The organism is Clostridium porci (assembly GCF_009696375.1).
GTDB lineage: Bacteria > Bacillota > Clostridia > Lachnospirales > Lachnospiraceae > Enterocloster > Enterocloster porci.
Map to the genome: position 1 here is coordinate 24,475 of NZ_VUMD01000025.1, position 13,915 is coordinate 38,389.

At 38.4% G+C, this 13,915-nt stretch carries 16 protein-coding genes and 2 pseudogenes; 1 reads left to right on the plus strand and 17 read right to left on the minus strand.

Features of this window, described 5'->3' with window-relative positions; all coding sequences use genetic code 11:
- Window positions 1–238 precede the first annotated feature (238 nt).
- From FYJ39_RS18505 to FYJ39_RS18550, 8 genes and pseudogenes are all read right to left on the minus strand, one after another.
- On the minus strand, window positions 239–487 hold the full coding sequence (locus tag FYJ39_RS18505) for a helix-turn-helix domain-containing protein (RefSeq protein ID WP_002323370.1): 249 nt from the start codon (window positions 485–487) through the stop codon (window positions 239–241).
- A 6-nt stretch (window positions 488–493) separates the two neighbouring features.
- Complete coding sequence (locus FYJ39_RS18510; protein WP_003423075.1) at window positions 494–910, minus strand: RNA polymerase sigma factor; 417 nt, start codon at window positions 908–910, stop codon at window positions 494–496.
- Between the two features lie 447 nt (window positions 911–1,357).
- Entirely contained in the window at window positions 1,358–2,194 is an 837-nt protein-coding gene (locus FYJ39_RS18515) for a ParA family protein (protein WP_021377930.1), read from the minus strand.
- A gap of 144 nt (window positions 2,195–2,338) precedes the next feature.
- Window positions 2,339–2,623: a topoisomerase C-terminal repeat-containing protein gene (locus tag FYJ39_RS18520; RefSeq protein WP_073459356.1), complete on the minus strand. Its 285-nt coding sequence runs from the start codon at window positions 2,621–2,623 to the stop codon at window positions 2,339–2,341.
- 145 nt (window positions 2,624–2,768) lie between these two features.
- Window positions 2,769–3,506: pseudogene (gene erm(B), locus FYJ39_RS18530) on the minus strand (23S rRNA (adenine(2058)-N(6))-methyltransferase Erm(B)).
- A gap of 46 nt (window positions 3,507–3,552) precedes the next feature.
- Window positions 3,553–4,182 (minus strand): annotated as a pseudogene (locus FYJ39_RS21610) (zeta toxin family protein).
- A 1-nt stretch (window position 4,183) separates the two neighbouring features.
- Window positions 4,184–4,456 (minus strand): antitoxin, encoded by a 273-nt coding sequence (locus FYJ39_RS18545; RefSeq protein ID WP_000301765.1) that lies wholly within the window; start codon window positions 4,454–4,456, stop codon window positions 4,184–4,186.
- A 16-nt stretch (window positions 4,457–4,472) separates the two neighbouring features.
- Complete coding sequence (locus FYJ39_RS18550; protein ID WP_000527317.1) at window positions 4,473–4,682, minus strand: peptide-binding protein; 210 nt, start codon at window positions 4,680–4,682, stop codon at window positions 4,473–4,475.
- A 171-nt stretch (window positions 4,683–4,853) separates the two neighbouring features.
- Here FYJ39_RS18550 and FYJ39_RS18555 point away from each other — a divergent pair, with 171 nt between their 5' ends.
- Complete coding sequence (locus FYJ39_RS18555; protein ID WP_003423065.1) at window positions 4,854–5,213, plus strand: helix-turn-helix transcriptional regulator; 360 nt, start codon at window positions 4,854–4,856, stop codon at window positions 5,211–5,213.
- A 107-nt stretch (window positions 5,214–5,320) separates the two neighbouring features.
- Here the strand turns inward: FYJ39_RS18555 and FYJ39_RS18560 are convergent, their stop codons facing one another.
- The 9 genes from FYJ39_RS18560 to tcpF form a co-directional block, all read right to left on the minus strand.
- Window positions 5,321–5,509 (minus strand): cysteine-rich KTR domain-containing protein, encoded by a 189-nt coding sequence (locus FYJ39_RS18560; protein ID WP_009269672.1) that lies wholly within the window; start codon window positions 5,507–5,509, stop codon window positions 5,321–5,323.
- A 204-nt stretch (window positions 5,510–5,713) separates the two neighbouring features.
- Window positions 5,714–5,905 (minus strand): hypothetical protein, encoded by a 192-nt coding sequence (locus FYJ39_RS18565; RefSeq protein ID WP_003423063.1) that lies wholly within the window; start codon window positions 5,903–5,905, stop codon window positions 5,714–5,716.
- 12 nt (window positions 5,906–5,917) lie between these two features.
- Window positions 5,918–6,562, minus strand: coding sequence for an ABC-2 transporter permease (locus FYJ39_RS18570; RefSeq protein ID WP_003423062.1), 645 nt, complete (start codon window positions 6,560–6,562; stop codon window positions 5,918–5,920).
- The gene (locus FYJ39_RS18575; RefSeq protein ID WP_003423060.1) at window positions 6,559–7,422 is read right to left on the minus strand and encodes an ABC transporter ATP-binding protein; all 864 of its coding nucleotides are present in this window, start codon (window positions 7,420–7,422) and stop codon (window positions 6,559–6,561) included. The genes FYJ39_RS18570 and FYJ39_RS18575 overlap by 4 nt, the downstream gene beginning before the upstream one ends.
- Window positions 7,423–7,800, minus strand: coding sequence for a GntR family transcriptional regulator (locus FYJ39_RS18580; protein WP_003423058.1), 378 nt, complete (start codon window positions 7,798–7,800; stop codon window positions 7,423–7,425).
- Window positions 7,801–7,920: 120 nt separating this feature from the next.
- Window positions 7,921–8,832 (minus strand): conjugal transfer protein, encoded by a 912-nt coding sequence (locus FYJ39_RS18585; protein ID WP_003423057.1) that lies wholly within the window; start codon window positions 8,830–8,832, stop codon window positions 7,921–7,923.
- 15 nt (window positions 8,833–8,847) lie between these two features.
- The gene (locus FYJ39_RS18590) at window positions 8,848–9,855 is read right to left on the minus strand and encodes a C40 family peptidase (RefSeq protein ID WP_003423055.1); all 1,008 of its coding nucleotides are present in this window, start codon (window positions 9,853–9,855) and stop codon (window positions 8,848–8,850) included.
- Window positions 9,852–12,047, minus strand: coding sequence for a CD3337/EF1877 family mobilome membrane protein (locus FYJ39_RS18595; RefSeq protein WP_003423053.1), 2,196 nt, complete (start codon window positions 12,045–12,047; stop codon window positions 9,852–9,854). The genes FYJ39_RS18590 and FYJ39_RS18595 overlap by 4 nt, the downstream gene beginning before the upstream one ends.
- A partial coding sequence (gene tcpF, locus FYJ39_RS18600) for a conjugal transfer ATPase TcpF (protein ID WP_154473858.1) occupies window positions 12,047–13,915 on the minus strand: 1,869 nt, incomplete at its 5' end. The genes FYJ39_RS18595 and tcpF, both read right to left, overlap by 1 nt.

Sequence of the window (13,915 nt, forward strand, 5' to 3'; positions counted from 1 at the left end):
ATAGGTCATGGCAAAACGACTTTTCCAACAGTCGCTCTCGGATCACTGCGTGGGTCGCTCGCTTTCTTTTGAAAAGGTCGTGGCGTACAGTTCCCGTGGCTCGCTATCTCACAAACGTATCTGTCTGCTTTATTCAGTTGTCAAAGAGCTGTGGCGAAAGCGTGTTGCTTTCATATAAAAGCAGGGGCAGAGCAGGAAAGAGGGGATTGAACAAATCATGCTCTGCGGTTACTGCTTGTTATTCTTCTTCGATTTCTAAGGCAATATCAAACCCTAAAATCATTTTAATAAGTGCTTCTCTGATAAGTCCCTTTAATTCCATATCTACAACAATATAGACATTGCCGTATTCATCATAGAGTGGTCGTAGACAGCACTTTGATATGTAAGGGTCATAAAATGCCAGTATCTTTTCAATCGCTTTTTCGTCCCCGTCCATTGCCTGCGAAAGCAAGTAGTAGGACGGCTTCTTCATTGTGTGTTTCATTTGCTATCATTTCTCCTTTAGTATTTTTTTCATAAGCTCTAGTGAATTGTGTCGGTTTTGAAAAACACCACTTCTTGAAATATTTTGTCTTTTTGCAATCTCGGTATCGCTCATTTCCAAGAAATAATACATCAACAAATTTTCTCGATTACGCTCAGACAAATGTTTCAAGGCTTCTGCCAGTTCATCATCACAAATACGAATATCACTACCACATACATTGAAAATCGTATAGTCCGTATCATAGTCGTCCCAGACAGCCAGATTTTCTACAACGATTTCTGGAAGTTCACAAAAAAGCGTTTCTCCCTTTTGTCGTCGCTTTAATTTCTTCTGATAGTCCTTAACAACATGTCGGACAACTTTCTTCAAACAACTTTCAAAACGGCATTGAACTGTTTTCTGGAAGTCAGATGGTTTCATCAATCTCACCCCCTTTCCGTTACGATATGAAAAGTGGTTATCCCTCTTTCCGCACCATATAGGGAACGACAGGTGTGATTTGCTAAGTTGAAACCGAAAAAAGTTGAAAAAAATTTTTAACAAAACAAAAACAGCCCGATAATGTGTAATTACACAAACAGACTGTTTTATAAATTCTATTGATATGAATTTTTAATTCTTGTAAAGGGTGTAATGATTGTAATAGTGGACTGAAATATTTATTCAGTTGAGAACGGCAGAACGTTCTTCCGTATGCAATCATGGTATAGCCCCCTTTAACCAGAGCTATGCCTTATTTACTCCTAAGAAAAAAGGACAGTTCTGGTTATATCCAAAACCGTCCCGTTATTTTTCAAGACGCACAAAAGTGTATTATCTAGGAACGGTTTTTTTTATTTACCGCACACGATAACAGCTTTTGAATTATTACTGCATACTATATGCAAGCATTTCAAAAAATACGTTCTCATACATAGATAAAACTTTTTTGTCATAGCCTTTGTGTTCTGTAATGCCGTTTTTAGACCAGGTACTTACTTTATTACTTCGCTTGATAATATTTTGGAAAACCAAGTTATCTTCTTTATGTTGCTTGTACAGTTCTTCCAGGTTTGATTTTATCGTTGTGCTGTCCGTATCAACTAAATAAGGAACAAAACCGATCATATCTAGTCCAGGGTTAAACTGTTCTTGTAAATCAATCAAATAGGAAATATAGTTTTGAATGTTGTTTGTACTTTCTTCTTCTGCTTGTAAAGGGATCATGACGTAATCACTTGCCACGATTGCATTATTTGTATAAACGCTTGGCGTTGGTACAGTATCAATAATAATGAGATCATAGTCACTTTTTAAAGGTGCTAAAAGAGTAGCAAGCAATCTACTTTCATTTTCAAAAGTCCATGAGCGAGTTAATTTTGGCAGTAACATCAAATCAAACGTGCCAGGGATCAAGTCTAAATTATCAGTCAAATGAACAATAGAAGAAGCCAAGTTTCCATTTTTCAGTCCTTCATAAAAATTAACACGTGGCAATTCTACCTTAAATGTTTTTGCTAAGTCTTTTGTCAATGTTGCTTGTAAGTCCTTATCGATCATTAAAACTTTTAAATTAAATTTGTCTGTCAAGTAAGCAAACATAGTCGATAATTTTGACTTTCCAACACCACCTTTAAAATAATTGTTTAAGATAACAATCGCTTCATTTTTACTGTTTAAAATACGTCTTAATTCTTCAAGTATTTTGAGTTCTTCCTTCTCCATAACTACGCCCCATTCTTTTTTTGTATAGTAATATTGTATCATTAGGAATCACAAATCACAAGTGATTTGTGATTAATCACTTGTGATTTGTGATAAGTGATTTGTGATTAATATATAAAAGCCCTCTTTAAAGGGCTTTTATGCTTATTTTGAAAAAGAGATAAAATCAATATATCCCTTTTCTCCGATTTTTACAACGGCATTGTAGGACTTTCTATCTTTCGTTTTGATTCCTTTTACCAGGGTTTCTTTTCCCTCTAGTAATTCTTTTACATTTGTTTTGGTGAGTTTTTTCTTTCTAAAATGTTCAGCTAAAGTGAAGGTACATTCAGGATAATTTGAACAACCATAAAACGATTTTTTTAATACAATATTGTTGCCACACTTAGGACATTTTCCTACAAGGGGTCCCGAGCGCTTAGTGGGAATTTGTACCCCTTATCGATACAAATTCCCCGTAGGCGCTAGGGACCTCTTTAGCTCCTTGGAAGCTGTCAGTAGTATACCTAATAATTTATCTACATTCCCTTTAGTAACGTGTAACTTTCCAAATTTACAAAAGCGACTCATAGAATTATTTCCTCCCGTTAAATAATAGATAACTATTAAAAATAGACAATACTTGCTCATAAGTAACGGTACTTAAATTGTTTACTTTGGCGTGTTTCATTGCTTGATGAAACTGATTTTTAGTAAACAGTTGACGATATTCTCGATTGACTCATTTTGAAACAAAGTACGTATATAGCTTCCAATATTTATCTGGAACATCTGTGGTATGGCGGGTAAGTTTTATTAAGACACTGTTTACTTTTGGTTTAGGATGAAAGCATTCCGCTGGCAGCTTAAGCAATTGCTGAATCGAGACTTGAGTGTGCAAGAGCAACCCTAGTGTTCGGTGAATATCCAAGGTACGCTTGTAGAATCCTTCTTCAACAATCAGATAGATGTCAGACGCATGGCTTTCAAAAACCACTTTTTTAATAATTTGTGTGCTTAAATGGTAAGGAATACTCCCAACAATTTTATACCTCTGTTTGTTAGGGAATTGAAACTGTAGAATATCTTGGTGAATTAAAGTGACACGAGTATTCAGTTTTAATTTTTCTGACGATAAGTTGAATAGATGACTGTCTAATTCAATAGACGTTACCTGTTTACTTATTTTAGCCAGTTTCGTCGTTAAATGCCCTTTACCTGTTCCAATTTCGTAAACGGTATCGGTTTCTTTTAAATTCAATTGTTTTATTATTTGGTTGAGTACTTTTTCACTCGTTAAAAAGTTTTGAGAATATTTTATATTTTTGTTCATGTAATCACTCCTTCTTAATTACAAATTTTTAGCATCTAATTTAACTTCAATTCCTATTATACAAAATTTTAAGATACTGCACTATCAACACACTCTTAAGTTTGCTTCTAAGTCTTATTTCCATACTCGCTCTTAATACAATATAGTGTACCTCGTAATCTTCTTGGGCAAGAGCTTTCCATGGCTCCAAAAACCATGGCCCGACAATCCCATCTACAATTACATCATATCCGCCACGAGCATATCGCTTTGCAGCCTCTAAAAAGGCTTCAATGACAACCAGATTTTGCTTGTTGGATTCTGGCAAATGTGGTGGTATTGCGCCTTTGCTTAAGTAATGAAAAAAGTCATCGGTGTGCATATGCACTGATTTATCCATATCTGATTCCTTTGCGACAATTGACGCAGTTGTTGTTTTTCCTGTCCCCGGTGAGCCTGTAATCACAATAATTCTTCCTTGATTCATCTATATTTTCCCTCACAATTTGAATTTATCACTTTGTTCCTGCCTGCTCAATCATCTTCTTCGCAAACTCGTTTTCCCTGACCCTGGTTGCCCACCAAGTAAAAAAGCGGTTGGCGATTCAACCGCTTTTTTTCCTTGAACCAATTCTTCTAAATTATCATTTAAGCGATTTTCAAATTGTTTGTCAGTAAAATTGACTATATTTGCCATATTAAGCCACTTTCTCTTTATTCAAAACTTGTTTTGAATAGCGATTCATTGACCGCCAATACTCATGAACGGCTTGTAATTCTTCTAAAGAATAATCAAAAAGATTTACACGTTTTGCAAGCTTTAATTGGTTTAATAAATTGACTTCCAATAATTGAGAGTCATTTTTATTTAATTCATGATTCAAAACATAGTTTAATACTCGATTATAAACGCTTGCCGATAATTCGTTAATGATCTCTATTTCAAATGTTTTTTCATAAGTAACTGCCATTTCATTTTCACTCCTTTTAAAGTTTGTCAGGTAAATATTTCCGAATATATTCTTCTAAGGCTTTATCCATAACTTCTTTTACGTTTCCGCCATTCTTTGCTGTTTCGATTTTTATAATATGGTGCAAGTCAGCACGAACACGAACCGTCTTATCCCCCATAATATCTTTTTTTGCACTGATTGGTGTATCATTTCGTTTTGCTTTTTGTGCGCCTAAATTTCCCACAACCACTCACTTCTTTCTATTTCTTCTTACTCTTATTTTATCATCAACAATCACAAATCACAAGTGATTTGTGATTCTATTCTTTTTCGTTTTCTAATTGAATGATTCGCTCAATTTTAACACATTCTAAATATACAGCATGAAGTATAAACTCATGCTAGGTGATTTAAAATGAGAAAAGCAAAAGAAACACAAACTTTTGATTTCAGACCTTTAGGACTGGCAATCAGAGAAGCCCGTGAGAGAGCAGGGCTTTCTCGTAATGATTTAGGCGATAAAGTGTTCTATGGAGAACGCCATATCGCAGATATTGAAAATGTTGGTTCACACCCTAGTTTTCAATTATTCCATGATTTAGTTACCATGTTCAATATATCGGTCGATGAATATTTCTATCCAGCAGAGAACGTCGTAAAAAGTACAGCTCGCCGTCAGATAGAAACCTCTCTTGATTTATTGAGTGATAACGAATTAAAAATCATTCAAGGTACGATTGACGGTATCTTGAACAGCAGGGAGAGCAAGAAGTAATCAGCTTCTTGTTTTCCCTTTTTGCTATTCTGCATTATCTATTTGCTGATCTGCTCCGCAGGTAACAAATAAGAGCCAACAATCTATAAGTCATAATAACCTACAAATTATCGGCTCTGCGTCTTTGCGTCTGGCTCTTTGATAATAGTTACTTTTCCATGCTTTATATTGATTAAAGTTTCCGTTTTGCACTTCGGACAGAACAAAGGAAAATTTATCAGTTCTGTATCTTCTCGCACTTTAGTTCGTGTCTTATTATTGCAAATAGGACATAATACCCATAATTGCTTATCCATAGCCCCCCCTTATTCTTTTAAGAAATTTAATTTTTGCTTTTTCGTAGTGATATAAACATATTTTTTCGGCGTAAAATGTCTATTTCCAAAATACCTTTTGAAATTTGCTTGCATCTCTGGGTATGTACTATTCATAAATTCTTCAATATCCGCTCGGACGTTAGCAAACAATAAACCCTCAGTCTATATGCAGATTTTAATCATTTATTTTATTGATTTAAAATTTTCAATATATAAGGAAACTTCGCCACATTTTGGACAAACTGCAACTTTAGGTTTTTCTACCGTAGTTCCAAAAACGCCTTTAGTAGTTATTCTAATACCATATCCCTGCATATCAACTTTAACATCTAAATTTTCGACCATTTCTTCATGACATCTAAGACATTTTCTCATAACAATACCTCACTAATTGTATTTTCTAGTAAAAAATGCTTTTGATAGAAGATAAGAACTGAAAGCAAGAGCTATAACTATTATAAAAGCTATGCCGATACTCAATTCAAAATTATCGACTACAAACCATAAAATAGAATTGTTAGTCACATTTGTCCAAACTGCCAATACAACAAGAATAATCACTAGAGTAAACATAACCGCAAAACCTGCATTAACTCCAAGTGAATAATTTGAAGGCAATACAAATGACAAAAATACTAAGGTTACGGCAAAAGAAGCACAAGCAATAAACATATAATAACCAAATGCAAATTGAGGGAATATAAAATATGTTATGGTATTAACAAGCAAAGCTACCCCAAAGCCAATACAAGTCATAATCAAAGCAACTATATATCTGCTTTTTACAATCGTAGTTTTTGAAACGGGTAGTGCAACAACATATTTCCCCCATTTCCATTGTTCGTCGCAAGTCGTTAAGGAAATTATCATTGTCATTATTTCAACTGGAATTAACAATAAACTAATGTAAATAGCTCCTGTCCCTTTTAAAAATAACATCAAAGCTACTATAATGAATATATCCATAATAATTCTAGTAATTCCATATTTTTTCTGAATTACTAATAAATCTTTCATCAATAAGCCTTTCATTGTAATTCCCCCTTTACGTAAAACAACATAATATTTTCAATAGTAGCAGGTTCTACAAGTGCTTTTGGAAAATCTTTTGCAATCTTGTTTCTATCACGAACAAGAACCTTATATTGATAATCTTCTTTTTGATAGGAAATAATTTCTGTCTTATCTAGCGTATCAAAGACACTTGCTCCACAACTTACAACACCATAGTTATCAATTAAGTCGTCTTTTAATGAGCAGAAAACTAACCGTCCTTTATGAATAAAAGTAATATAATCTGCTATTTTTTCTAAATCACTTGTAATATGTGATGAAAACAAAATAGAGTAATTTTCATCTTGCACAAAATCAATCAGTATATCAAGAATATCATCTCGAATAATAGGGTCCAATCCACTTGTTGCTTCATCTAATATAAGTAATTCTGCTTTATGTGAAAGAGCAACAGCGAATGCAAGTTTTACTTTCATTCCTTTAGAAAAATCTTTAATTTTCTTCTTTGCTGGTAATTCGAACTGTTTCAAATAATTACGAAATGCTATACTGTCCCAATTGGTATATATTCCCGACATATATTTTTCAATTTCTTTTGGTGTAAAAATATCTGGAAAGTGGTTTTCGTCAAATACAATTCCGATTTTATCTTTTATTTCACATTCATCAATTATGTGGTCTTTTCCAAAAATCAAAATGTTTCCACTGTTTTTCTTAATTTCGTTCAAAATACAATTTACTGTGGTCGATTTTCCAGCTCCATTTTCGCCAATAAGCCCCATAATTACACCTCTAGGAATGGAAAAACTTAAGTCATTTAATACAAAATCGCCATAATCTTTTGTAAGGTTTTTAACTTCTAAAATATTTTCAGCCATTTACTCGTCCTCCTCATATAATAATTTTAATAATCCAATCAATTTATCAAGGTTTATGCCACTTGCACGGGCTATTTCAATAGCTTCTACAAATCTATCTTCGATTTTTTTCTGTTGTTCTTCTATATAAAAATCTTGATTTTGAGCAGATACAAAACACCCTTTGCCTGCTGTTGTTTCGATAAAACCGTCTTTTTGAAGCACATCATAAGATTTTTGAACAGTCAATACACTTATATGCAATGATTTTGCAAGTCCTCTTATTGATGGTAGAGCTTCGCCAGCCTTTAATTCCCCATTTATAATCAATGCTTTTATTTGCGAAGAAATTTGTTCATAAATAGGTATGCTTGCATGATTATTGATAAAGATTTCCATTTAAACACCGCCTTGTTCTATACTGTATAGCTTATACAAGTACAGCATAATACTTAAAAATACAGTTGTCAATATTAAAAGGCTTGCAGAGCATAAAAATATGATACAAGCCTTTTACAATTATCCTACAATCTTCCAGTTACTATCCTTATGTAGCACAAGCTCATACTGCGATACTTGCGTTGCCTTTGTCTGATTATCAAGGAATTTTACAGCAACCTTAACTTTTACATTCTCCCCGTCTTTTGTAAAGATAGGGTTTACCAGTTCAGAATAAAGGTAGTCCCTGCCGATAGGTTCAAGCACATTCCCCGACACATAATAAGCAAGTTCGTTTTCTGTGGCTGTTGGGTACAACTTAAAGAATGTTTCCAGAAATGCGGTAGCGTCATTTGCAGTATCAGCGTCTACACTTGCGTCTGTTTCTGGTGTCTTTGGATCATAGTCTGATTTTTCGATTGCTGGTGCAAGAGTAGGGTTCTGAACGATTACCATATCCCCGTCAGCGTCTACATGAACTTTTACAGTATAGGTTGCTTTCACATTGCTTGTCTGTTCGCCCTCTTTTATCTGCTGATCTACTTCGTAGGTAGCAGAAAAAGTATCCGTTCCCGATTGCTCGATATGCCATACAATCACATCTGTAACTGTGGAGCTGGTCGGTATGTCGGTTCTAATGGTATCTATATTCAAGTCCTGCAATTCCTTTGTCAGATAACCGCTGATTGCCTGCGTCCTTGCTTCAATCGCTTCTTTGCTGTTATTCCATGTGTAATATGACTTCGCAAAGTTCTTCACGAAATTTTCTATCCCGTTGGTGTCCTGCAAGCGAAGCTCAATGATTTCTTTTTCATGGGTGGTGTGCTGGTCGATAGCGGTAAAATTCTTATACACCCCGAAGCTCACGCTTGCGATAAGCACCACCCACAAGGCAATCACAGTTTTCTTATGTGTGCCTACCTTGACAGTACGCACCTTTTTTTCTTTTGGTTCTTTGATAGTTTCTGTCTGTTTCTTATTTTTCTTAAACATATCTTCAAGTCCTTTCTATTGTTTTACTCGTCCTGCACCGATTAAGTGCTGTTGCCAGTAACTACTGCTTAGGTCTGCAAATCCTATCGGGTCGCCTGCATGGTACATCTGGTTATTTCCTACATAAATGCCGACGTGGGTTACATACGAACCAGCGTTATAGGTAGAATGGAAAAATACCAAGTCCCCAGCCTTTGCCTGCGAGAGTGGGAGATGTTGGGTAGCATCATACTGTGCTTGTGCCGTTCTCGGTAAGGAGATACCAGCTTTTCCATAACACCATTGTGTCAGTCCCGAACAGTCAAAGGAAGTGTTGGGATTACTACCACCATAGACGTACTTCCAGCCTTGATACTTCAACGCTTCATTCATTACCTTTTGTGCCAGCTCTCCCGACACCTGCGGAACAGTTAAATACTGATTGACTAATTCCACATAGAACATATTTCCATAGCTATACCGCCAGCCTCCATTCTTCGCAACAGCTATTGGATTGGTGTATGTTACTTTCTTTCCACCCGATTTTTCACGGGCAAAGCTCTCTGCAAGGTTGAAAGTGTGTTTATTTCCTTTTCCTGCCACATATCCCACATAACCACCGCCATAGTTATAAGACTGTATCGCTACATTCAAATCGTCCATACCTTGATTTTTGCAGGACGAAAGCAGGGACGCAAAATATTTACACCCCTGCTTGATTGAACTTTCTGTATCTAATGAATTGGGCGGTAGTCCCAGACTTTCAGAGCTTTGCATAACGTCCTCGGCTGTACCGCCACTTTCCACTTGTATGATTGCCAGCAACACATTGACATACTCGGAAATGCCGTATTCTCTGGCGTACTTTTCCACCATAGGCTGATGTTTCAAGACTTCTGCGGATAAGTTCATACCCGTAATGCCAGAAGAAAAGTTGCTGTTCTCGTCGTCGCTGTCCGCACTAATCAACACCCCAAAGAAAAGCACCAGTGAAAAGAGGATAGGAAACAGACTGCCGATAATAGCAATATGTTTCAGTTTCATTTTTTCTTCTGTCCTTTCTTCATTACAAGGTTACGGGTTTTCTCTGTGGTCTGCTGGTTTTTCTGGACGCTTTGCGTCTGCTGAACTTTTGTCCTGCGGTCTTTGGTGTCATTCTGGCGTGTTTCCTGCGATACCACTTTTTCTACATTCTGCCTATGTACTGGCTGTGTAGGCTGGCTCGTTTTCCTATCAGAAGTACCCGAAGATAAGGGACGCTCTTTGATAACCGTTGTCTTGACTGGCTCATTTGTTTTTGAAGTCGTCGCTGTGGCAGGGCGTTTGACTTCCTGCGTTTTTTCAGCACTCGGCTTTGGAATGGTTGAAGCTGTGGCTGGTCGCTCATGGGGACGGGTAGCTCCCGTTGTCGCTGATCCGTCAGCCTTTCGCTGTGCCTGCCTTGCTTCTTGTGCCTTTTGAAGCTCCATACGCTTATCGGCGATATTCTGCCTATGCTGTTCCCGTTTTTCCATACGTCCCGACTGTCTGGACTGCTGTTCCTGCACCATGCCACGCTTGAAGTCGGACACGCTGGACTTTGCCTTTTCCTTTGCGGAGTGGACGGCATAAGCGGTCTGTGTCGGCATATCCTTGATATTCTCTTTGACAGCACTTGCCTTATCTTTCACTTTATTTTTTGTATCTAAGACAGCACCCACCTTTGAACCTACACGCTGTCCCATGCTGGAAGATGTATTACCCCGACTATCTTTTGTAGCTGTGTTCCTTGTCGCTTTTCTGTTTGAAATCGTGCTACCAGCCACCGCACCAGCAACACCACCAGCAGTAACCGCACCAGCAAGCCGTCTTTCCATACGTCTAGCCCTATGTGCCAAGTATAGATATGGTCTGCGGAAAATTCTTCGTCCCATGCTTTGACTATCATTAGCGTTCAAAGAGAACATACTCATTAAGTCACCCAGCTTCATGTAGATACCAGCGAAACACACTATCTGTAAGAACGCCACCATGAAAAACGGATAGTCCGTGGATATGTTATAAAACATACTGGAAATGCTGAACGCCACCGTTACAATGAGCGTTATTCCTGCTCGTGTCATTATGGTATTAAACACCCTCACGATTGCCTGCTTTGCCATGCTTTCATAGCTCGGTATCATGGAAAGTAAAAAGCTGATAGGCAGAAACATAGCAAAGATAATAAAAAGTATCTGGCTGAATAACATCATGCCCGTAAGCAAGAATACAAATATCGTTATCCCTAAGTTGAAGAACAGTAGGAAGAACACCATACCTAAACGGTTCACGACCTGCGGTATCGTCAGATTGTTGTTGTCGTTGTCCTCGATTTCTGTTTTCACGACTTCCTCTCTGGTCTTTCCGTCCTCGTCCTCTGGGCTTGCCGATACCAGAGCTTCTACACGGTCTGCCCCGATTTCTTCTGCGTTGCTGTTCCCGAATTGTAAGAGTAACCACGGCTGTTCCACTTGAATAGAAAATAGGCTGTCCCTTATCAAGTCCACGCTGTCCTTGCCCTTGCTGTCAGAGTTTGGGAGCATGATTTTTGTTCCCAAGTCCAACGAAGCGGTACTAATATCACTTGAAAATTCATTTATCTTTTTGATGTAGTCGGGAGCGTAGGCAATAAACGAAGCGGACAGCACGAACACCACCACAAAGTTAATAACGGCATGAAGTGCCTTGCTGGTTTCCCGTTTTATCAGTCCCGTATAGGCAACATAAAGTCCCACCACTAAGATAATGAGAAGCAGGAAACCAACATAGAAGCCCGTAGAAGAAAAACCGTTCTGTGTTACGCCTGCAATGGTCTGTATGCTTTTTCCGATACTGTCTGCCATATCGTTAATGAAGTCCAGTTTATAGGCTTCCTGCACCACATAGCCCGTGGCATTGCTTAAATAAAGGCTTATCGTCCAGACAAAGTTGGTAATGCAGTAAAGCCCATACTGCACCGATTTTCCGATACCGTCCAGCCAGTTCCACGGAAGCCACGACCAGCTATTATCCACATAAAAATCAAGCTGGTAATTCGACAGCGGATATTTTGAGTAAAGATTTTCTGCATTTATGGTATCGTCCACAAGCCCCGTCGCATGAGCCACCGTCCCCAGAAGTGAAAGCAGGATAAGGGAGAGTGCCACCACGAACAGAACCATTTTGAGAAAGTGGAAAATCTTCTTTTTTGTGAACGCACCTTTTATCCTTTCTTTCATCACTCCACCTCATTTCTCTGTACGGGCGGTCTGGTATCAAAGGCGTGTAGCAGTTCTTCAAAGACGGGGTGTATCTGCACCACACCGACACGTCCGTATAAGTCCTGCAATAAGCATTGTCCGTTCTCTAAATCACGCAAGCGTTTCTGGTTGTTCTCGTCGTCCTTGTCGATACCAAAAAACTCTAAGGTCTGTTTTATCTCGTTAATGTCAGTAGAACGAAAGGCAAACTTCAAGCCGATATTGTTTTTCAGACTTTCCTTTGAAACATCATAGGCAGACTGGGTAACAAAATAAACGCCTGCCTGCATAGCTCGTCCAGCACGAACCAGCTTGTTAGAGAGCGTTTCTCCTTGTGCCACATTTAAGAACGCCCACGCTTCGTCAAGGTCTACAATCTTAAAAATACTTCTGTCCGAATGGATAAAATCAAGGGCAAAGGTACTAATCACAATCAGCATAGAAACCGATAATAATTCAATGGTCGTGTATTCCTCAAAAGTGGTATCTTTATCTGGCAGTACAAGGTCAGCTACTTGAATGATGTTGAGCTGGTTATCCAGACTGATAGCATTTTCTACCGTCCCGTCTGAAAACAGCAGATGTGCAAAGTCGTAGTCCGTGAAGCTGTCGATATGGTCTGCGATATTTCTTGATATGGGCGTATCTTCACGGCGTAGCTCGTCTATCACATGGAGCAAGCCCCGACTGTTGCTCTGGGTAACGGAGCGTACCGCTTTACGAAGTACGGGGAATTTTTCGCCGTCCCTAGAGGAAATACCCGTAAGGAATGTTAAGATGTCGATTGCCAGACTTTCAGCGTCTTTTACATTCTTCATAATCACGAATGGGTCAAGAAGTCCTGCATTTCCTTTATCGCTGGTTAAGTTTACGATATTGATTTCATGTGCGATTTCTGGAAGTGTTTCCTTCCAGTTGCCACGCTCTGATTTTGGGTCTAAGATAACCGCCTGTCCCCCAAAGAGAACCGAATAATACACCAGAAGATTGTTACAGAACGACTTTCCACCGCCAAGCGAACCGACAAAAGCAGACGCAAGGGCGTTGGTAACTGTACCTTTTATACCTTGACTGGCAAGGGACGGTTGCAGGTACACATTTCTTCCCGTATCAACGGAATAGCCCATATAGATACCCGTAGTTTCTCCTAACTGCTGTGTCGCACCAAAGCCAAGCCCAGCTAAAAAATCTGATTTTACATACTGCACATAATCATTGATATATCGCTTGCTGGCAGGTAAAAATTCAGAATGAAGCCCCAGCATATCCCCAGCAGGACGCACCAGCTTTACATTGAGGTCGTCGTAAAAGTCCTTGACTTCATCACAACGGCGTTTTAATTCGTCCAAATCATCAGCCGATACACGCACTACATAAGAGAGCTTATACATACTTTCTTTTGTCTGGTCTAAGTCCGTTTCCAGCTCATCCACGCTGTCTAATGCGTCCACCACATTTGAACTGGTTTCACTTCCTGCTTGATAGGCGTGATTATCCAAATCTTTCAATTCCTTTTTCTTATTTCTTACTGTGGTAAGAGCCTTTCGATTCTCCACGATTTCTACATTCATAGAAGTATCAACGGGGAATGTGAATTGCTGTTGTTGGAAATAGAAGATTTCACTTGACGGAAAATCAAGCTCCCCGACAATCGCATTGACGGTAAAGTAGGACACATAGCTTTCCTTGTCCTCATGTTCCAATCGTAAATACCGCTGGCTTTCCTCAATCACACACCTTGTCGGACGGATAAGGTCGTAGTATTTTATCAGCGTTTCTTTGTTCAATTTCTTCTTTGGTAGCTGGTACTCATAATCTTCATAAGCGATACCGTCCCCGCCGTAAAG